Annotated in this window: 18 protein-coding genes, 2 pseudogenes and 1 riboswitch; of the genes and pseudogenes, 11 read left to right on the forward strand and 9 right to left on the reverse strand. The window is 74.6% G+C overall.

The genetic code is table 11. The features are described 5' to 3' along the window. The first annotated feature begins 31 nt into the window (after window positions 1–31). The 4 genes from cobA to cobT all read left to right on the forward strand — a co-directional run bounded on the left by cobA (window position 32) and on the right by cobT (window position 4,292). Window positions 32–1,243 (forward strand): uroporphyrinogen-III C-methyltransferase, encoded by a 1,212-nt coding sequence (gene cobA / locus TOK_RS21005; RefSeq protein WP_098959709.1) that lies wholly within the window; start codon window positions 32–34, stop codon window positions 1,241–1,243. Between the two features lie 9 nt (window positions 1,244–1,252). Beyond that, a complete protein-coding gene (locus TOK_RS21010) occupies window positions 1,253–1,840 on the forward strand; it encodes a histidine phosphatase family protein (protein ID WP_098959710.1) in 588 nt (195 codons plus the stop codon). A gap of 45 nt (window positions 1,841–1,885) precedes the next feature. Further along, window positions 1,886–2,013, forward strand: a riboswitch (cobalamin riboswitch). 57 nt (window positions 2,014–2,070) lie between these two features. Then, the gene (locus TOK_RS21015; protein ID WP_098959711.1) at window positions 2,071–2,553 is read left to right on the forward strand and encodes a hypothetical protein; all 483 of its coding nucleotides are present in this window, start codon (window positions 2,071–2,073) and stop codon (window positions 2,551–2,553) included. Further along, a complete protein-coding gene (gene cobT, locus TOK_RS21020) occupies window positions 2,550–4,292 on the forward strand; it encodes a nicotinate-nucleotide--dimethylbenzimidazole phosphoribosyltransferase (RefSeq protein WP_098959712.1) in 1,743 nt (580 codons plus the stop codon). The genes TOK_RS21015 and cobT overlap by 4 nt, the downstream gene beginning before the upstream one ends. A 52-nt stretch (window positions 4,293–4,344) precedes the next feature. On the opposite strand, the gene TOK_RS21025 is transcribed toward cobT, so the two are convergent. After that, entirely contained in the window at window positions 4,345–5,712 is a 1,368-nt protein-coding gene (locus tag TOK_RS21025; RefSeq protein WP_256387993.1) for a DNA polymerase IV, read from the reverse strand. Between the two features lie 46 nt (window positions 5,713–5,758). Then, window positions 5,759–6,322, reverse strand: coding sequence for a DsbA family protein (locus TOK_RS21030; RefSeq protein ID WP_098959713.1), 564 nt, complete (start codon window positions 6,320–6,322; stop codon window positions 5,759–5,761). 30 nt (window positions 6,323–6,352) lie between these two features. Between TOK_RS21030 and nhaA the strand changes: the two genes are divergently transcribed. Further along, window positions 6,353–7,693 carry a Na+/H+ antiporter NhaA gene (gene nhaA / locus TOK_RS21035; protein WP_098959714.1) on the forward strand — a complete coding sequence of 447 codons (1,341 nt, stop codon included), beginning with the start codon at window positions 6,353–6,355 and terminating at the stop codon, window positions 7,691–7,693. Between the two features lie 52 nt (window positions 7,694–7,745). Here the strand turns inward: nhaA and TOK_RS21040 are convergent, their stop codons facing one another. Both TOK_RS21040 and TOK_RS31870 read right to left on the reverse strand, forming a co-directional pair. After that, window positions 7,746–8,471, reverse strand: coding sequence for a 4'-phosphopantetheinyl transferase superfamily protein (locus TOK_RS21040; protein WP_098959768.1), 726 nt, complete (start codon window positions 8,469–8,471; stop codon window positions 7,746–7,748). A 148-nt stretch (window positions 8,472–8,619) separates the two neighbouring features. Beyond that, window positions 8,620–8,847: a hypothetical protein gene (locus TOK_RS31870; RefSeq protein ID WP_141566478.1), complete on the reverse strand. Its 228-nt coding sequence runs from the start codon at window positions 8,845–8,847 to the stop codon at window positions 8,620–8,622. 588 nt (window positions 8,848–9,435) lie between these two features. On the opposite strand from TOK_RS31870, the gene TOK_RS33455 reads away from it, so the two are divergent. Then, window positions 9,436–10,653, forward strand: a complete 1,218-nt coding sequence (locus TOK_RS33455) for a cytochrome P450 (RefSeq protein WP_374754917.1) — start codon at window positions 9,436–9,438, stop codon at window positions 10,651–10,653. Here TOK_RS33455 and TOK_RS33460 read toward each other — a convergent pair. The 3 genes and pseudogenes from TOK_RS33460 to TOK_RS21050 form a co-directional block, all read right to left on the reverse strand. Beyond that, window positions 10,652–10,759: pseudogene (locus TOK_RS33460) on the reverse strand (succinyl-CoA--3-ketoacid-CoA transferase); the annotation flags it as partial. The gene TOK_RS33455 and the pseudogene TOK_RS33460 sit on opposite strands and share 2 nt — an antisense overlap. Before the next feature lie 172 nt (window positions 10,760–10,931). Beyond that, window positions 10,932–11,042 (reverse strand): annotated as a pseudogene (locus tag TOK_RS34280) (CoA-transferase); the annotation flags it as partial. A gap of 149 nt (window positions 11,043–11,191) precedes the next feature. Continuing rightward, window positions 11,192–11,839 (reverse strand): HAD hydrolase-like protein, encoded by a 648-nt coding sequence (locus tag TOK_RS21050; protein ID WP_253258530.1) that lies wholly within the window; start codon window positions 11,837–11,839, stop codon window positions 11,192–11,194. Between the two features lie 293 nt (window positions 11,840–12,132). Here TOK_RS21050 and TOK_RS21055 point away from each other — a divergent pair, with 293 nt between their 5' ends. Further along, window positions 12,133–13,275 (forward strand): lyase family protein, encoded by a 1,143-nt coding sequence (locus tag TOK_RS21055; RefSeq protein WP_172457684.1) that lies wholly within the window; start codon window positions 12,133–12,135, stop codon window positions 13,273–13,275. Window positions 13,276–13,309: 34 nt separating this feature from the next. Continuing rightward, window positions 13,310–14,413 (forward strand): winged helix DNA-binding domain-containing protein, encoded by a 1,104-nt coding sequence (locus tag TOK_RS21060; RefSeq protein ID WP_253258531.1) that lies wholly within the window; start codon window positions 13,310–13,312, stop codon window positions 14,411–14,413. Window positions 14,414–14,479: 66 nt separating this feature from the next. On the opposite strand, the gene TOK_RS21065 is transcribed toward TOK_RS21060, so the two are convergent. Next, window positions 14,480–14,716: a hypothetical protein gene (locus TOK_RS21065; RefSeq protein ID WP_098959716.1), complete on the reverse strand. Its 237-nt coding sequence runs from the start codon at window positions 14,714–14,716 to the stop codon at window positions 14,480–14,482. Between the two features lie 84 nt (window positions 14,717–14,800). Between TOK_RS21065 and TOK_RS21070 the strand changes: the two genes are divergently transcribed. Next, window positions 14,801–15,790, forward strand: a complete 990-nt coding sequence (locus tag TOK_RS21070) for a helix-turn-helix domain-containing protein (protein WP_098959717.1) — start codon at window positions 14,801–14,803, stop codon at window positions 15,788–15,790. A gap of 191 nt (window positions 15,791–15,981) precedes the next feature. Beyond that, entirely contained in the window at window positions 15,982–17,352 is a 1,371-nt protein-coding gene (locus tag TOK_RS21075; protein ID WP_098959718.1) for an FAD-dependent oxidoreductase, read from the forward strand. A gap of 119 nt (window positions 17,353–17,471) precedes the next feature. Here TOK_RS21075 and TOK_RS21080 read toward each other — a convergent pair whose 3' ends face one another. After that, window positions 17,472–17,774: a hypothetical protein gene (locus TOK_RS21080; RefSeq protein WP_098959719.1), complete on the reverse strand. Its 303-nt coding sequence runs from the start codon at window positions 17,772–17,774 to the stop codon at window positions 17,472–17,474. A gap of 351 nt (window positions 17,775–18,125) precedes the next feature. Between TOK_RS21080 and TOK_RS21085 the strand changes: the two genes are divergently transcribed. Further along, window positions 18,126–18,935, forward strand: a complete 810-nt coding sequence (locus TOK_RS21085; protein ID WP_098959720.1) for a FadR/GntR family transcriptional regulator — start codon at window positions 18,126–18,128, stop codon at window positions 18,933–18,935. Window positions 18,936–18,956: the final 21 nt, after the last annotated feature.

Raw genomic sequence — 18,956 nt, forward strand, 5'->3', positions numbered from 1 at the left:
CCACCATCGACAGCACGGCGGAGGAACACGCGTGGGTGAGGAGCACTACCTGGTCGGCCTCGACCTCGTCGGGCGGCGGGTCGTGGTGGTCGGGGGCGGGCAGGTCGCACAGCGCAGGCTGCCGCGGCTGATCGCCTCGGGCGCGGTGATCGAGGTGGTGTCCCCGCAGGTCACCCCGGCGGTCGAGGGCATGGCGTCGGCGGGCGAGATCACCTGGACCGTGCGGGCCTGGGCTGACGGCGACCTCGACGGCGCCTGGTACGCCGTCGCCTGCACCGACGACACCGCGGTGAACGTCGCCGTCGGCGACGAGGCCCGGCGCCGCCGGGTCTTCTGCGTCCGCGCCGACGACGGCGCCGCCGGGTCCGCGGTCACCCCGGCGTCCGGCGACCACGACGGCATGACGATCGGCGTCCTCGCGGGCGGGCGGCACCGCCGGTCCGCGGCGGTACGGACGGCGCTGGTCGAGGCGTTGCAGGCCGGTGTCGTCGACGACTCGGCCGAGCCCGTGCTGGCCGGTGTCGCGCTGGTCGGCGGAGGCCCGGGCGACCCGGAGCTGATCACGGTCCGCGGGCGGCGGCTGCTGGCCCGCGCCGACGTCGTGGTCGCCGACCGGCTCGGCCCCCGCGACCTGATCGACGACCTGGCACCGCACGTCGAGGTCATCGACGCCTCGAAGATCCCCTACGGCCGCGCGATGGCCCAGCAGAAGATCAACGAGCTGCTGGTCGAGCACGCGAAGGCGGGCCGCTTCGTGGTGCGGCTCAAGGGCGGCGACCCGTTCGTCTACGGCCGCGGGTACGAGGAGGTCCAAGCCTGCACGGCGGCCGGGGTCCCGGTCACGGTCGTCCCGGGGATCACGAGCGCGTTCGCCGCGCCCGCGGCGGCCGGGGTGCCGGTGAGCCACCGCGGGGTCGCGCACGAGATCGTCGTCGTCTCGGGGCACGTCGCCCCCGGCGACCCGCGCAGCCTCACCGACTGGGAGGCGCTCGGCCGGATGCGCGGCACGATCGTGCTGATGATGGCCGTCGAGAGGATCGGTCTGTTCGCCGATGCGCTGGTCACCCACGGCCGGCCCGCCGACACCCCCGTCGCGGTGATCCAGGACGGCACGACGCGCATCCAGCGGTCGCTGCGCAGCACGTTGCGCGACGTCGCCGCCGACATCCGCGAGCAGGAGATCAGCCCGCCGGCGATCGTCGTGGTCGGCCCGGTCGCGGGACTCTCTCCCGACGGCTCCTGACCGGCTCCCGTGGACGGCCCGGTCCCCGTCGACGGCGGGATGCTCCACCTGGTGCGGCACGGCGAGAGCACCTGGAACGTCGCCGGGCTGCTGCAGGGCTGCACCCCGCACGTGCCACTGACCACCCGTGGCGCGGCCCAGGCACGGGCGGCGGCCGATGCGCTGGCCGACCGCCCCGTCGCCGCGGTCGTGTCGAGCGACCAGCGCCGGGCTGCCGACACCGCCGCCGTCGTCGCCGCCCGCCTGGGCCTGCCCGTCGTCACGACGCCGGCGCTGCGCGAGCAGTGCCACGGCGCGTGGGAGGGTCGTCCCGCGGTGGGCCGGGCGGCAGCCCTCGCGTGCGCCGGTCCCGGCTGGGCGCCGGCCGGCGGTGAGTCGGGGGAGGCGCTGGCACGGCGCGTCGCGACGTTCCTCGCAGGCCTCGGGGCCGGGGAGACGGTCGTCGTCTCGCACGGCGAGACGTTGCGCACCGCGCTCGTGCTGCTCACCGGCGCCGCCGCGGGCGTCCCGGCCAACGGGTCCGTGACCAGCCTCGTCGCCGGTCCGGGCGGGCGCTGGCAGGTCGTCGGTCCCGTGTCCGCGGGACGGTTCGCTTGACCGTGGTCGGTCCGCTGTGGTGCAGTCGTCGCCGACGGCAGTGGAGGAAGTCCGGTGCGAATCCGGCGCGGTCCCGCCACTGTCACCGGGGAGCACGTCCTCACCTTCAGGGCCATGTCCAGCGTCGGGCGATCAGGCCGGGAGAACGTGCGGTGATCCGGGAGCCAGGAGACTTCCTGCCGTCGTCGACACCCCGACTTCGGAGGGCGAGGACCCTCGAGGAGGCGATCATGGCCGGCGACGGTCAGGGCAGCACCGAGCACCCGCGGCGACGCCCGCACCCGCGTACCCCCTGCTCGCGATCGTTCAGCCGGGCGGTGTCCGCCGCCGGGCGGCTGCTCGTCGTCGGCTGCGCTGCGGCCACCGCCGATCCCGGCACCGACGGTCCGCCGCCGGTGCCGTCCGAGGTCGTCGACCGGATCGACCGGGCCGACGTCGTCTTCACCGTCGGTGAGGCCGAGCCGACCGTGTTGTTCTACGCCGAGGCGTGGCGCGTCGAGCTCCTCGACGGCGTCGCCGAGGCGGACGGCAGCCACCTCGCCGCCTGGTTCGCCGCACACCCGGGCGCGACCGCGGTACTCGTCGCCCCCGGCGACCCCGGACCGGTGACGACGGCCGCGAGGGCGCTGCTGCCCGAGCTGCGCATCGAACGCCTCGACGGCCCCGGCCTGTCCCCGCCGTGGCGCTACCCGCTGGGCTGGGCGTCGGAGTGAGCGGGCACCCCACCGACGATCCCGAGGCCTTCCACCGGCTCGCCCGCGCCCGCCGTGACGTGCGCACCGGGTTCCGGGCCGACCTCGACATCGACGACGACGTCCTGCACCGCGTTCTCGCCTCCGCCCACACCGCGCCCAGCGTGGGGCACTCGCAGCCGTGGGACTTCGTCGTGCTGCGCGACCGTGGCGTCCGTGAGCGGGTCCGTGCCCTCGTGGACCGCCACCGCGCCGCCTACGCCGCGTCGCTGCCCCGGGCCCGCGCCGCGGCGTTCACCGGGCTGCGGGTCGAGGCGATCCTGGAGACGCCGGTCAACCTCGTCGTCACCAGCGACCCGACGCGCGGCGGCCGGCACACCCTCGGCCGCTGGGCCCAGCCCCGGATGGGGACGTTCTCCGCGGTCACCGCGGTGCAGAACCTGTGGCTGGCCGCTCGCGCCGAGGGCCTGGGCGTCGGCTGGGTGAGCTTCTTCGACGACGACGGCGAACGCGAGCTCGCCACGCTGCTGGGGCTGCCCGCACACGTCGAGGTCGTCGCCTACCTGTGCGTCGGGCACGTCGACGCCTTCGCCGACGCGCCCGAGCTGGAGACGGCGGGGTGGTCGCGCCGGCGGCCGCTGCGCTGGGCCGTGCACCACGACGTCTACGGCCGCCGCGGGCTGCCCGGGGAGGAACCGATGGACCTGATCGACGAGACCGTCGCCGCGATCGCACCCGTGTCGGAGGCCGCGCGCGCGGCGGCGCGGGAGCGGCTCGACCGGATGACCAAGCCGCGGGGGTCGCTGGGGCGCGTCGAGGACGTCGCGGTCGCGCTGGCCGGTGTCGCCGACGCTTGCCCTCCGCCGCTGCCCGAGCCCGCCGTCGTCGCGGTCTTCGCGGGCGACCACGGCGTCCACGCCCGAGGGGTGACGCCGTGGCCGCAGGAGGTCACGGCGCAGATGGTGGCCAACTTCCTGGCCGGCGGCGCGGTCGTCAACGCGTTCGCCCGCCAGCTCGGCGCGGAGGTGTGCGTCGTCGACATCGGTGTCGCCGCCGACCTCGACCCGGTCCCGGGACTGTTGCCGCGCAAGGTGTCCCGCGGCACCGCCGACATGACGGCAGGGCCCGCGCTGACCCGGGAGCAGGCCCGTGCCGCGGTCGAGGTGGGCATCGAGACCGCCCGCGACCTCGTCGCCGCAGGCAACCGCTGCCTGCTCACCGGTGACATGGGGATCGCCAACACGACAGCTGCCGCCGCGCTGATCTGCGCGTTCACCGGTGCCGGCCCGGACCTGGCCACGGGCCGCGGCACCGGCGTCGACGACGACACCCTCGCCCGCAAGACCGCTGTCGTCCGGGCGGCCCTCGACCGCCACCGCCCCGACCCCGCCGACCCGCTCGGGGTGCTCGCGGCGTTCGGCGGCCTGGAGCACGCCGGGCTGGCCGGGCTCGTCATGGGCGCCGCGGCACTGCGTGTGCCGGTGCTGCTCGACGGGGTGTCCGGGGGTGCGGCCGCGCTGGCCGCCGCCGCGTTCGCGCCTGCGGCCGTCGGGTACTGCCTGGCCGGGCACCGCTCGGCCGAGCCCGGGCACACCCTCGCCCTCGACCATCTCGGGCTCGACCCGCTCCTCGACATGGGTATGCGGCTGGGCGAGGGCACCGGCGCGTTGCTGGCCCTGCCGGTCGCGCAGAGCGCCGCCCGGGCGCTGCACGACGTCGCGACCTTCGACTCGGCCGGGGTCGTCGACAAGGACGCCTAGAACCTGCGACCCGGTCGTGAGAGGCGATCGTCGCCACAGCGACCATCGTCATTCACCGGGGCTGCCAGCTGGCCATCGGGTCGGCGCGGGTGAGGTCCGGGTCGTCGGCGGCGAAGGTGCGGGCGGCGCCCGGGCCGGTCGCTCGCGTCTCGAACCGGACGGTGACCCGTCCGTGCCCGGCACCCTGCACCCAGCCGTGTCCGTGCTCGGGGTGGGCGACGTCGTCGCCCGCCCGCCACGGTGCCTCCGGCCCCGGTGGACGCAGCGGGCCCACCGGTTCCTCCGTCGCGACTGCCGGCGGCGGGGGTTCGGAGCCGGCGGCGACCGCGGTCCACCCGTCGGCCGAGGCGACCGCCTCGAACAGCGCGGGCGGCGGACTCTCGTCGAGACCCGACAGCGACACCCCGATGAGCCGCACCCCGCCCTCGCCGACGGCGGTGCGCGCCAGCCGCTGCGCCACCGCGGTGAGCGTGGCGAGGTCGGTGCTCGGGTAGGCCGTGGTCTCCGAGCGGCTGGTGGTGGAGAACTCGGCGTTGCGGGCCTTCACCGTGATGGTGCGGGCGGCGCGGCCCGAGGTGAGCAGCCGCCGGTGCGCGGCCTCGGCCATGCGCGCGACCGCGGCGTGCACGTCGACCATCGAGGTCAGGTCGACGTCGAACGTCGTCTCCGCGCTGACCTGCTTCGCCGCGCCCCGCGGCGCGACCGGGCGCTCGTCGATGCCGCGGGCCAGCCGGTGCAGCTCCGCGCCGACCGCCGAACCCAGCACCCCGCCCACCTCGCGGGCGTCCATCTGCGCGAGCTGGCCGATCGTGGTCACCCCGAGCCGGCGCAGCGACTCCGCCGAGACCGGCCCGATGCCCCACAGCGCCCGCACCGGCAACGGGTCGAGCACCGCGTGCTCCTCGCCGGGATCGACGACGCGCAGCCCGTCGGGCTTGGCCAGCTCAGAGGCGATCTTGGCCAGCTGCTTGCCCGACCCGGCCCCCACCGACGCGGGCAGCCCCGTCCGCTCCCGCACCGCGGCCCGCAGCGCCACCCCGAACGCCGTGACCTCCGCGGCGGACGCGCCCGCGAGCTGCGGCGGCTCGAGGAACGCCTCGTCGAGCGAGACCGGCTCCAGCACCGGCGCCGCCTCGCCCAGCACCGTCATCACCACGGCGCTCACCGCCTGGTAGAGCGCGAACCTGGGCGGCAGCACCGTGGCGTGCGGGCAGGCGCGGCGGGCCTGGGCCATCGGCATCGCCGACCTCGCCCCGAAGACCCGGGCCTGGTAGCTGGCGCCCGCGACGACCCCGCGCGGGCCCGCGCCGCCGACCAGCACCGGCCGGTCGGCCAGCGTGGGCCGGGTGAGCTGCTCGACCGACGCGTAGAAGGCGTCCATGTCCAGGTGCAGCACCCAGCGCCGTTGCGGACCCGTCACCCGGTCATTCTGGCCCGGCGCACCGACGGTTCCCGACCGGTGGTGCTCAGCTGTCGGCGGGGACCGGTTCGCGCCGCAACGCGTCGAGGAACCCGCGGACCGTCACCGGCCCGTCGTGCAGCACCCCGTTGACGAAGAACGAGGGTGTCCCGAGGACCCCGCTGCGCACACCCGAGTTGAAGTCGGCCTCCACCCGGTCCTCCACGAACCGGGTGTTCGGCCACAGCACCTTCTCCACCGGCTGCACGCCGATCTCCTCGGCGTAGCCGCGCAGGTCGTCCTGGGCGAGACGGGGCTCGTCGCCGGAGAACATGCGCTCGTGCATGGGCCAGAACAGCCCCTTCAACGATGCTCCCTCCGCCGCCGTGGCCGCCGCGAGGGAGTACGGGTGCAGCTCGTAGAGGGGGAAGTGCCGGAACGCGAAGACCAGCTGGTCACCGAGGATGCGGATGACCTCCTCGACCACCGGCTGGGCCGCGCGGCAGTACGGGCACTCGTAGTCGCCGTACTCGACGAGCGAGTACGGCGCGCCCAGGACGCCGCGCAGATGGTCGTACGACCCGATGGCCGGGTCGAGCCGGGATGTGCTGATCGTCGCCCTCCTCGTCACGGACCACGGGCCGCGGGGCAGGATTCCGGGGTGGCCGTCACGACATTAGCCGAGCGCGGGGACCTCAGCCGCGCTGCGCGCCAGTTCCTGCGCACCGAGTCGGGCTCGGCAGTCATGCTGATCGGCGCGGCACTGGTCGCCCTGGTCTGGGCCAACGTCTCGGGCAGCTACGACACGTTCTGGCACACCGAGTTCTCCCTGCGTTTCGGGGGGATGGCGCTGACCGAGGACCTCAAGCACTGGGTCAACGACGGCCTGATGGTGATCTTCTTCTTCAGCATCGGCCTGGAGATCTCGCGGGAGATGACGCTCGGCGAGCTGCGCGGTGCCCGCGCGATCGCCGCGCCGGCCCTCGCCGCCCTCGGCGGCCTCACGGTCCCGGCGGCGCTCTACCTGGCGTTCAACCTGGGTGGCCCCGGCGCCGGGGCGTGGGGCATCGCGATCTCCACCGACACCGCCGTCCTGCTCGGCGTCCTCGCCCTCGTCGGTCCCCGCTGCCCCGACCAGCTGCGCATCTTCCTGCTCGCTCTCGCCGTCGTCGACGACGTGGGCGCGATCGCCGCGATCGCGATCTTCTACACCGACCACGTGAACGTCACGGCGCTGCTCATCGCGATCGGGCTGTTCGTCGCCATCGTCGCGCTGCGGTTCGTCAACTTCTGGCGAACGCCGATCTACGTGGCGATCGGCGTCGTCATGTGGGTGTTCGTGCTGGAGTCCGGGGTGCACCCGAGCGTCGTGGGCGTCACGATGGGCCTGCTCGTCAACGCCTACGCACCGCAACGGGTCGACCTGATGCGGCTGCAGCTCGCCGGCCGGAGCCTGCTGGTCGATCCCACCCCGGAGCGGGCGCTCGCTGCGCAGGCCGCCGCCGTGGGCACTGTGTCGCCCAACGAGCGGCTGCAGCTGCGCATCCAGCCGTGGTCGAGCTATGTGATCGTCCCGTTGTTCGTGCTGGCCAACGCCGGCCTGGTGCTCGACGGCGAGACCCTGCGCGCCGCGGCGTCCTCGCCGATCACGTGGGGCATCGTGGTCGGGCTGGTCGCCGGCAAGCTGATCGGCGTCTCCGCGGGGACCTGGTTCGCGCTGCGCACCGGCCTGGGGCGGGTCCCCGACACCTTGCGCTGGGGCCAGCTCATCGGTGGTGCCGCGTTGTCGGGGATCGGCTTCACCGTCGCCCTGTTCGTCACCGACCTCGCCTTCGAGGACGAGGCCCTCAAGAGCCAGGCGACGATCGGGATCCTCGCGGGGTCGATCCTCGCGGCGCTGCTCGGCTGGCTGATCTTCCGGCTGCTGGGGGAGCGCGGCGGGCAGTGCTCGCCCTCCGGACTCCCGGTACTGCCCCCGCGGCCGTGGCGGCCGCCGTCCTGATCCGAGGGCAGGTCTCCCGCCGGACGCGGCTCGGGACCGGTGGGGTCGGGGGTCAGGAACGGGCGGCGCGGACGCGCAGGACCGCGTCCCCGTCGTGTTCGGCCATCGGCGGCGCGAGGGCACCGACCCCGGCGACCGCGGCCGGGTGGCGCCGCCGCGGCGTGAGGTCGACCAGCCAGAACGGACCGACCGGTGCGTCGGCACCCGCCCAGTCCAGGACGGCGGCGGGCACACCGGGGGGGCTGAGCGTGATCGAGTCCATGGCCCGCGACAGCCCTTCGCCGGTGACCTTGAGCAGCGCCTCCTTGCGGGTCCAGATCCGCAGGAACTCCTCGGTGCTCGACGGTGCCGGCCGTTGCTTCTCCACCGGCGAGCTGACGTGCTCGGCCATCGACGCGACGTCCGACAGCGTCCGGTGGTGCTCGGCGTCGAGCCCGACGGCGACGTCGGCGACCGCGAGGCCGACGAGGTCGCCGGAGTGGGTGAAGGAGAACTCGGGGGCGCCGGGCTCGTCGAGACGCGGTTTGCCGTGCTGGGCGCCGCAGCGGCAGGTGCGGTCGAACCGCACGCCCGCGGGGTGGGTGGCGGTGCGCTCGCCGAGGACGATGCGGGTCAGCGCGTGCGCGGCGAGGTAGCGGCCGGCGTCGTCGGGCCTGCGGAAGGCGCGCAGCCGGGTGCGTTCGTGCTCGTCGAGAAGGGTGACGAGGTCGGGCCGGGTGGCCGGGTCGATCGGGCGCGCCCACCAGATCGCGCACTCGGTCGGGTCGGGGACGGACACGTGGTCAGGGTCGCACGGCGTGGCGCCGTCATCGAGCGGGCGTGACGGGCGCGACGCGGGGACCGCGTGCGCGGGACGCGGCAGCAACACCGCGTCCCGCGCACGGCCCCCCGATGCGGCCCGCCGTCACCAGCGACGGGCCGCGGTGTCAGCCGCTGCGGCGGGCGGCGAAGTCGCTGCGCGGGTGCAGCGGCTTCGTCGACACCGAACCCTGGCGCGTGGACGGCGCTCCCGGGTTCGTGCGCTGGGGCTGGTTCCCACCCTTGCGGCGCGCGCGGCGTTCGGCGCGGTTGAGGACGGGCTGGTCCGCGTCACCCGCTGTGGTTGCGGCGGGAACGTCGGTGGTCGATCGAGGCGACGGGACAGGGGCAGTCATGCGGACCTCCGGGTGAGCTGGGCCGGCGCTCAGCGACGGACGGCGAGGGCCGGCCGGTGGGCTGGGACGGGGCAACCCCGCACGAACGGCGGGGGCGACTGCGGGCGGGCGCCCGCGGTCGACTCAGAGGAAGAAACGCATGGGCGAGAAGGTAGCGGGGTGTGTCATGTTGCCGCCACTGAATTAACGTCGACACCGTGACCAGCGCGAACGTGGCCCCGGACGTGGTCGTCGTCGGCGGTGGGATCGCCGGGGCGTCGGCGGCGACGTACATCCCCGGGCACGGTACCGGCCCGGTCCGGGCTCTCGTTGCGGCCTGCCTGCCCCGGTTCGCCGCACTCGCCGAGGAGTTCGGCGCGGCCCCGCCGCTGACCCCGGTGCTGCGGCGCGGCGACGATCGGGCTGACGCCGTTGCGGCGCACGGCGGCGGTGCTGTCGGTGGCGGAGCCGGAGCGGCTCGTGGGCGTCGACGCCCGCCCCGACGAGGTCGAGGTCGCGCCGGCGCTGGAGCGGGTCGCCGCGGTGCCGACCCGGCGGAGCTGAGCCCGTCCCAACTCATGTAAGCGGGCGCTCACCGTCGATGGCACGATGGTGTGCATGACGGAGACCGCCAGCACCGGTACCCCGGCCTCGCCCACGCTGTTCGACGGCGAGTTCTGGAACGATCCCTACCCGGCCTACGCGGCGCTGCGCGAGGCGTCGCCGGTGCGGCGCATCGACATGCCCGGTGGCCCGGCATGGATCGTCACCCGCTACGACGACGTGCGCGCCGCCTTCACCGACCCCCGGCTGGCCAAGGACTGGCGCTGGACGCTGCCGCCCGAGCAGCGCGCCGACGCCCCGGCCACGCCGATGATGATCCTGATGGACCCACCGGACCACACGCGGCTGCGCAAGCTCGTCAGCCGGCCCTTCACCGCCCGGCGGATGGCCGAGCTGCGCCCGCGGGTCGAGGAGATCGCCGCCGACCTGCTGGCCGACCTGCCTGCCGACGGCACCGTCGACCTCATGGCGCACTACGCGTTCCTGCTCCCGGTGCGGGTGATCTGCGAGCTGCTCGGTGTCCCGGCCGAGGACCGTGACGACTTCAGCGCCTGGTCGGCCACGATGGTCGACGAGGCGCCCCAGGACGCCAAGGCCGCCGCCTCCCAGAAGATGGGCGCCTACCTGGGCGCGCTCGTCGGGCGCAAGGCCGCCGAGCCGGGCGACGACCTGCTGTCTGCGCTCGTCGCCGTCTCCGAGGACGACGGCGACCGGCTCTCCGGCGAGGAGCTCGTCGCCATGGGGATGCTGCTGCTCATCGCCGGGCACGAGACCACCGTCAACCTCATCGGCAACGCGCTGCTCGGCCTGCTCACCCACCCCGACCAGCTCGACCTGCTGCGCCGCGACCCCGCGCTGGGCAAGGGTGCGGTCGAGGAGTTCCTGCGCTGGGAGTCGCCCGTCGGCAACGCGCCCGTGCGGTTCACCACCTCCGACGTCGAGATCGCGGGGACGACGATCCCCGGCGGGTCCGTCGTGGTGCTGGGGCTGGGCGCCGCGAACCGCGACCCCGCCCGCTTCCCCGACGCCGACCGGCTCGACCTCACCCGTGACGCGAGCGGGCACGTCGCGTTCGGTCATGGCCTGCACTTCTGCCTGGGCGCGCAGCTCGCCCGGATCGAGGGTGACGTCGCGCTGCGGGCGCTGCTCGACCGCTACCCGACGCTCACCCTCGCCGCCGACCCCGGCGACCTGGTGTACCGGCACAGCACGCTGATCCGCGGGCTGACCGAGCTGCCGGTCACGGTGGGGTCGTCGGGGTGACGTGGCCGGGCACCAGCGTCGGCATCCCGATGCCCAGGTCGACGTAGGCGCCGCCGGGCAGCTCCCGCGCCACCCTGGCCGCGAGCTCGTCCCTGGTGGGAGCCAGCAGGAGCCACCTCCGTCGCGCAGGGTCCGGAACTCGATCTGCTTCTCCGCACCGGAGGCGTCGACGACGCGCTGCACGTGGATGCCGGGGGTGCGCACGGCATCGGGGTCGATCTCCCCTGGTGCTCGACGAGGTGCTCGACCTCGGCGATCGTGATCCGCCCGGCGGCCGCGCAGCCGGGGTTGACGCTGCGCGACGACCGCCGGTACACGAGGTTGCCGTGCCGGTCGCCCTTCCAGGCGTGGAGCAGCGCGAAGCCGGCGACGATCGCCTGTTCCAGCACGTGGCGCGGCCGCCGAACTCGCGGGTCTCCTTCGGCGGCGACGCGACGGCGACCGTGCCGTCCGGGGCGTGGCGCCAAGGGGAGGTCAGCGTCGGCGACCGTCGTCCCGACGCCGGCGGGTGCAGAACGCGCGACCCGCGACCTGTCCGTCAGCGCAGCGCCGCGGCCAGGTCCTCGACCGTCGCCAGCACCGTGACCGCGCCCGCCTCCTCCAGCTCACCCGGGTCGGCGTAGCCCCAGCCCGCCCCGAGGCAGGCGATGCCGTGTGCGGCGGACCCGGCGACGTCGTTGCGCCGGTCGCCCACCATCACCGCACCATCGGTGGCACCGGGTCCGATGCGCCGCAACGCCTCTGCGACGACGTCGGCCTTCGTGGGGCGGCCGGCGTCGAGGGTGTCGCCGGTGATCGTCGTGAACAGGTCCGTCCAGCCGTGGTGGTCGAGGATGCGTTCGGCGTAGACCTCGGCCTTGCTCGTCGCGAGCGCCAGCCGGACCCCGGCGCCGGACAGCTCGCGCAGCAGCGCGTCGATCCCGGGATAAGGGGTGCAGTCGTAAAGGCCCCGCGCGGCGTAGTGCCTGCGGTAGACGACGAGCGCCTCGTCGGCCGCCGCGTCGCCGACGATGCCCGGCAGCGTCGTGTAGAGCGGCGGGCCGAGGACGTGGCGGCCGACCGCGCCGGGCGCCACCTCGACACCCATCTCCGCGAACGCGGCGTGCAGCGAGCCGAGGATGCCGGGGGCCGAGTCGACGAGGGTGCCGTCGAGGTCGAGCAGGACCGGGTCGTGGAGGGAACGCACCGGGACATCCTCGCCGGGACCGCAGGCAACGCGCTCTCCCGGGGTGGTCGGCCCCGCGGATACGTGTTCGACGGGCCCTGAGGACATCCGTCTCTGCGGATCCGGACTGTGTGCCGGCCTGCACGGACCACGGCCCGGGACGGAGTCGGTGATCATCGATGCCCGGATCCACGCCGGCGGCGGGCGCAACGCCGTCACCGTCCCGGGCAACGGCGTCGACGGCGCCGAGGTCACCCAGTGCACGGAGCTGCTGCCCCGTTCGGCCACGCCCCCCGATGACTACGCTGCAGCGCATGTCCGACGTCCCGGGCGGCATGCTCGGCCCGCTGCTGGGTTCCGATCGGGTCGCCGCGACCCTCGACGGGCAGGCCTGGCTGGCCGCGTTGCTCGACGTCGAGGTCGCGCTCACCCACGCCGCCGCAGGTCAGGGGCTCGTCGACGCCGCCGACGTCGTGGGGGTGGTCGCCGCCGCCGCGACGCTGCGCAGCGGGCTGGATCCGGCTGTGCTCGCCGCCGAGGCGGTCGAGGGCGGTAACCCGGTGATCCCGTTGGCGCGCAGGCTGCGCGCCGCCGCGGGCACAGCCGGTGGCGCCGTGCACCCGGGTGCCACCAGCCAGGACGTCATGGACACCGCGCTGGTGCTGCTCGTCCGCGCCGCCGCTGCGGTGATCGGTGACGACCTGGCCGCGGCCGCCGCCGCCGCGGCCCGGCTCGGCGCCGGGCACCGCGATACCCCGATGGCCGCCCGGACCCTGGGGCAGCAGGCGTTGCCGACGACGTTCGGGCTGGTCGCGGCGGGATGGTGCGCCGGACTGGACCGCGCCCGGCACGGCCTCGCCGAGGTCGTCGCGGCGCTGCCCGTCCAGTTCGGGGGTGCGGCGGGGACGCTCGCCGCGTCGCACCCGGACGGCCCCGCTGTTGCCGACGCGCTCGCCGACCGGCTCGGTCTGCCTCGTCAGGACGTCCCGTGGCACACCGAGCGGTCCCGGATCGGGGAGCTCGCCGGTGCGCTCGGCGTCGCCGCGGGGGCGTGCGCGAAGCCGGCCACCGATGTCGTGCTGCTCGCTGCCACCGAGGTCGGCGAGGTCTCCGAGGCGGAGCCGGGCGGCTCGTCGTCCATGCCGCACAAGCGCAACCCGGTCGCGGCGGTGACGGCGCGCGCGTCGGCACACCGCGCCCCCGGCCTGGTCGCGACCCTGCTCGCCGCCGCCGACCACGAGCACCAGCGCGCCGCCGGCGCCTGGCACTGCGAGTGGCCTGCGCTGACCGACCTGCTGCTCGCCACCGGTGGCGCCGCGGCCCGGCTGCGCACCTGCCTCGACGGCCTCGTCGTGCACCCGGATGCCATGGCACGCAACCTGTCGCTGATCGACGCGGGCGGAATTCCGCACCACGCGGGCGAGCTCGTCGACCGCATCCTGGCCCACCGCAGGTAGCGGGTCGTGAGCGGCGGTGGTCGCCCTGGCGACCATGGCCACTCACAGGGAGACTGCGCTGGTGGCGGAGCGGGTGCTGACACGGGAGGCGCTCAACCGTGCCCTGCTCGCCCGGCAGGGGTTGCTGGAGCGGGTCCGGCTCACCCCGGAGCGGGCCGTCGAGCGTTTCGGCGGGCTGCAGACGCAGTACGCGCCGTCCGGCTACGTCGGGCTGTGGTCACGGCTGGACGGGTTCGCCAGGGACGACCTGACCGCGGCGCTGACGTCGGGACGCGTCGTGCAGGCCTGGGCGATGCGCTGCACGATCCACATGGTCTCCCGAGCCGACCACGCCCCGCTCACCGCGGCGGTCCGGCTGCCGCGGCGCGGGTACTGGATGCGGTTGCACAAGGGCCACGACGAGGAGCGGTTCGTCGAGGCGTCGGCGCTGGTCCGGGCCCGGTTGGCCGACGGTCCGGCGACGCAGGCCGCGCTCGTCGCGACACTGACCGACGCCGGTCTCGACCGGGCGCTGTTCCCCGGCACCCAGCTGTGGACGGACATGGTCCGCGTCCCACCGGCAGGCACCTGGGAGCGGCCCCGCGCCCACGTCTACGGCCTGGCCACCGACCACCTGGGTGCGGCCGCACCTGCCGGGTCCCCGGAGCCCGCCGACGTCGTCGCCGCGGGGGAGGAGCTGCTGGTCCGGCGCTACCTGCGCGGGTTCGGCCCGGCCTCGGCGCCCGACGTCGCCCGCTGGGCGGGGGTGACCGTCGGCACCGTCCGCGCCGCCGTCGAGCGCCTCGACCTGCGCCGGTTTCGCGCCGAGGACGGCGCCGAGCTCGTCGACCTGCCCCGCGCCCCGCTGCCCGATCCGGGGGTCCCGGCGCCGGTGCGGTTCCTCTCGACCTTCGACGCGGCGCTGCTGCTCGGGCACGCGAGCCGGGCCGGCGTGGTCCCCGCCGGGTGCCGGGACCGGGTGTTCCACCGGTCCATCCCGCAGTCCGTGCCGACGGTCCTCGTCGACGGCCGGGTCGCGGGTAGCTGGCGGGTCACCGAGGGGCGGGTCGTCGTGACGCCGTTCGCGGAGCTGACGACGCGGCAGGCTCGCGAGGTCGGCGACGAGGCGGAGCGGCTCGCCGCCTTCTGGACAGGGTGACGGCCCGGACGCCGCGAAGGCGTCCGGGCCGGGGGACGGGATCGGTCTGCCGGCACCGCGAGCAGGTCAGCGCAGGAGCTTGTGCAGGTCGGCCGGCGCGTCTTGCTGCGCCCGCAGGTCGGCGAAGAGCCGCTGCACATCGCGGTCGGCATGGCTGACGTCGTCGCGGGTGAGCAGGCCGGTGAAGGGTGCGGAGGGACGGAACTGGGAGAGCCGGAAGGGGCGGCGACCGTTGCGGTGCGCCCGCACCGAGACGGCGACGACGACGAGGACCAGGGCGAGAACCAGCAGTGAGAGGACCATGGCAGGAACTATCCGCTCGATGAGTTCCTGCCAACAGGCGGCAGGAAGTCAACCTCCGCAAAGATTCCGCCATACACTGTCCTCATGCTGCGCAGCGTTGCCGCGCTCGTCCTCGACGAGCTGGCCGTCTTCGAGTTCGGCGTGATCTGCGAGGTCTTCGGCCTCGACCGCTCCGAGGACGGCCTGCCCGTCCTCGACTTCCGGGTCTGCGGCCCGGAGGCCCACGTGCCGCTGCGGGCCACGTCGGGCGGTGTGCTGATCACCCCCGACTCCGGTCTCGAGGGCCTGGTCGGCGCCGATCTGGTGGCCGTCGGCGCCACCCGGCTCCGCGAGTTCCCCGAACCAGTCCTCGACGCCCTGCGCGCCGCCCACGACGCCGGCGCCACCATCCTCTCGGTCTGCTCCGGGGTGTTCGTCCTCGGTGCCGCCGGCCTGCTCGACGGCCGCCGCTGCACCGCGCACTGGAACGCCGTCGACGACCTGCGGGTGCGGTACCCCCTCGCCCAGGTGGAGCCCGACCTGCTCTTCGTCGACGAGGGCGACCTCGTCACCAGTGCCGGTACCGCTGCCGGGATCGACGCCTGCCTGCACCTGGTCCGCCGTGAGCTCGGCAGCGCCGTCGTCAACGGCATCGCCCGCCGCATGGTCGTCCCGCCCCAGCGCGAGGGCGGCCAGCGCCAGTACGTCGACCAGCCGATCCCCGAGTGCAGCGTCGACACCCTCGCCCCGGTCCTCGACTGGATGCTCGAACACGTCGACGAGGACCACAGCGTCGCCGCCCTCGCCGACCGTGCCGGCATGTCCGCCCGCACCTTCGCCCGGCGCTTCGCCGCCGAGACGGGCACCACCCCCGTCCGCTGGCTGACGTTGCAGCGCGTCCTGCGCTCCCAGCGCCTGCTCGAGGACACCGACCTGTCAGTCGAGGAGATCGCCCGCGAGTGCGGGTTCGGCGGCGCGGCGCTGCTGCGTCACCACTTCCGCCGCCAGGTCGGCGTCTCCCCGGCCGACTACCGGCGGTCCTACGGCTGCGGCGCCGACGCCGTCGCAACGGCCATGCGCACCGCCGGAGCCTGAGCGCCGACCCGTTCCCCGGCGCGGCACGCGGCGTTGCGACGGGCGGCGTCGGCGCGGGATTGTCGCCCGAGCCGAACGGACCCGGGCCGGGTCCGTGACCTGCACAATCCCTGCTCGGGTCCGGCACCCCGGTGAGGTATGAATAAGCCCGGTGCCCGGGACGACGACCCCCGGCGCAGCAAGGAGATCGAATGACTTCCGCCCAGCCGAGAGTCGCCGTGATCGGAGCCGGACCGTCCGGCCTGTACGCGGCGGCCGCACTGCTCGCCTCTGCCGCCGAGACCGGCGTCAGCGTCGACGTGATCGACCGGCTCCCCGCCCCCTACGGCCTCGTGCGCTACGGCGTCGCCCCCGACCACGTGAAGATGAAGTCCGTCATCCGCGTGCTCCAGAAGCCGTTCGACCCCGCCGAGGTGCACTTCCTCGGCAACGTCCCCGTCGGCCGCGAGGACGGCGGGCTGCCGCTCGACGTGCTCCGCGAGCACTACCACGCCGTCGTGCACGCCACCGGCAGCTCGGTCGACCGCGCACTCGGCGTCCCGGGGGAGGACCTGCTCGGCAGCGTCGGCTCGGGGCAGGTCGTCAGCTGGTACTCCGGTCACCCCGACCACCTCGGCTCCGCACCCCCTCTCGACCACCCCGGTGTCGCCGTCGTCGGTGCGGGCAACGTCGCCCTCGACGTCGCCCGCGTGCTCGCGAAGAGCGCGGACGAGATGGCCGCCACCGACATCCCGGACAGCGTCCTCGCCGTCCTGCGCGACAGCGCCGTCCGCGACGTCCACATCCTCATCCGGCGCGGCCCGCAGCACGTCAAGTTCACCCCGGCCGAGCTGCGCCAGATCGGCGAGCTCGCCCACGCCGACGTCCTCGTCCACGACGACGACATCCTCGCCGGCGAGGGCCCCGACCGCACCGGCATCGACGACCGCCGGCAGCACCAGAACCTCGACATGCTCGCCAAGTGGGCGGCGGCCGACATCGAGGAGGGCCGCCCGCGCCGCATCCACCTGCGGTTCCTGCGCAGCCCCGTGCGCGTCCTCGGCACCGACGGCCGCGTCAGCGGCCTGGTGATCGAGCGCAACGAGGTCGTCGACGGCAAGGTCCGCGGCACCGGCGAGGAGGAGACCCTCGACGTCGGTCTCGTCGTCCGGGCCATCGGGTACTCGGCCGAGCCCATCCCCGGCCTGCCCTTCGACGAGCGTTCCGGCACCGTGCCCAACGACGGCGGCCGCGTCGTGCGCGACGGTGAGCCCGTCACCGGTGCCTACGTCACCGGCTGGATCAAGCGCGGCCCGAGCGGTGTCATCGGCACCAACAAGGGCGACGCCATCGAGACCGTCGAGAAGCTCCTCGAGGACCTGCCCCACCTGCCGGACCCGAAGGCGCCCGCGCGGGAGGACATGCTGGCCTCACTCGCGGCCCACGGTGTCGAGCCGGTCGACTGGACCGACTGGCTGCGCCTCGACGCCGAGGAGGTCCGCCTCGGGGGAGTGCGCGGTGGCGCCGACCGCGTCAAGGTCGCCGAGCTCGCGGCGATGATCGCGGCCTGCCGCGGCGCCTGACCGGCCCCGGACGTGCTCGAGGCCCCCGCCGGAAGGAAGGCGGGGGCCTCGGCTCGCTCACATCGTCGCGGCCCGTCGAGTGGCCACGTCGCTGTGACGGTCTGGGAAGGTCCGCCGGATCAGGAAGGGTCGACCGCGAGGACCACTGGGTGCGCGAGCATCCGGTCGGCGAAGGCCGGGGCCTCACCGTCGGTCATCGACATCGTGGCGAACACCGAGCTGTACGGGATGCCCTCACGGACCTCGACGGAGAAGTCACGGACGGGAAGGCCGCTGTCGCGCAACAGCTCCGCGGCCGCCAGCGCCCCACCGAGGCCGCCGGAGACGACGATCTCGTAGCGGCGGTGCATACGGAACCCCGGGTGCGCCGAGTCGGAACGGCGCGAGGTGTCGGACGGGCGGCGGTGATCGAGAATCGTCATGGAAGTGCTCCGGTCTGGGTTCACGGGAAGGGAACCCGAGCCAGGTCTCGGAAATCGACGTGCCGCAGGGGTGGGCGGCCGGAGAGCGCGCGGGCGACCTGGCTCAGCCGACGCGCGAGGCTACTACCTCAGCGCGCGGAGTGATGAACTCGTCGAGGCGCACGAGTGTGACCGTAGCAACGTCACGCGTCCCGATCAACCGCACCGCGCCGGACGAGTGACGCCCGCCCGGCCGTCGAGCATGGTCTAGCATCAGGTCAACAGGTTCATTCGTCATCCTGTTTCCACCTGTTTCATACGCATCGCGACCCTGTCGCGGCCGCGTGCCGGCTCGGCGAGGAGGTCCCGCGGATGGCTGCCGACAGCGGCGACGACCGCTCACCGGCCCCCGTCGCCCCGGTCGCCCCCGGGCTCGCCGTCGGCCGCAGGCTGCGGGTCCCGAAGATGGCCGAGCTGGTCGCGGCGCACCTGCGCAGGCAGATCATCCGCGGTGAGCTCTCCGCGGGCGACGCGCTGCCGTCCGAGGCCACGCTGATGGAACAGTTCCAGGTGTCGCGCCCGACGCTGCGCGAGGCGTTCCGCGTGCTGGAGTCCGAGTCGCTGATCAGCGTGCGGCGCGGGGCCCACGGGGGAGCACGCGTCCAGGTGCCCGACGCCGACGTCGCGGCCCGCTACGCGGGCTTCATCCTGGAGTACCGCGGGACGACGCTGGAGGACGTCTACGAGGCCCGGCTCGTGCTCGAACCGCCCTGCGTGGCGTTGCTGGCCGCCCGCCGCACGGACGAGGACGTGGTCCGCCTCAAGGCCGCGCTGAAGGCCCACGACGACGTCGGCGGCGACCACGACCTCACCATCCGCACGCACACCGCGTTCCACACGCTGCTCACCGAGATGACCCGCAACCAGACGCTGCAGGTCCTCATCGGCATGATCGACCACATCATCGCGCTGGCGAACTGGTCGCAGATCGCCGCCGACGCAGGCACCCCCCAGCACCTGCGCGCCATGCGTCGCGGGCTGCGGGCCCACCACCTGGTCGTCGAGTACATCGAGAACGGTGACGCCGTCGCAGCCGAGGACATCTGGCGCAAGCACCTCGAGGAGGCGCGCGACTACCTGCTGCGCGCCGACGTCCGCACCGTGCTCGACCTCATGGACTGACGCGCGCCACCACGCGACCCG

This window comes from Pseudonocardia sp. N23, assembly GCF_002583555.1.
Classification (GTDB): domain Bacteria; phylum Actinomycetota; class Actinomycetes; order Mycobacteriales; family Pseudonocardiaceae; genus Pseudonocardia.

Bases quoted from the DNA above. Each gene is read 5' to 3' on its own strand.
- TOK_RS21015 (WP_098959711.1), top strand. From the start codon at position 2,071: ATGGCCGGCGACGGTCAGGGCAGCACCGAGCACCCGCGGCGACGCCCG.
- TOK_RS31870 (WP_141566478.1), bottom strand. From the start codon at position 8,847: ATGACTGCCCCTGTCCCGTCGCCTCGATCGACCACCGACGTTCCCGCC.
- TOK_RS33455 (WP_374754917.1), top strand. From the start codon at position 9,436: ATGGTGTGCATGACGGAGACCGCCAGCACCGGTACCCCGGCCTCGCCC.
- TOK_RS21055 (WP_172457684.1), top strand. From the start codon at position 12,133: ATGTCCGACGTCCCGGGCGGCATGCTCGGCCCGCTGCTGGGTTCCGAT.
- TOK_RS21060 (WP_253258531.1), top strand. From the start codon at position 13,310: ATGGCCACTCACAGGGAGACTGCGCTGGTGGCGGAGCGGGTGCTGACA.
- TOK_RS21065 (WP_098959716.1), bottom strand. From the start codon at position 14,716: ATGGTCCTCTCACTGCTGGTTCTCGCCCTGGTCCTCGTCGTCGTCGCC.
- TOK_RS21070 (WP_098959717.1), top strand. From the start codon at position 14,801: ATGCTGCGCAGCGTTGCCGCGCTCGTCCTCGACGAGCTGGCCGTCTTC.
- TOK_RS21075 (WP_098959718.1), top strand. From the start codon at position 15,982: ATGACTTCCGCCCAGCCGAGAGTCGCCGTGATCGGAGCCGGACCGTCC.
- TOK_RS21080 (WP_098959719.1), bottom strand. From the start codon at position 17,774: ATGACGATTCTCGATCACCGCCGCCCGTCCGACACCTCGCGCCGTTCC.
- TOK_RS21085 (WP_098959720.1), top strand. From the start codon at position 18,126: ATGGCTGCCGACAGCGGCGACGACCGCTCACCGGCCCCCGTCGCCCCG.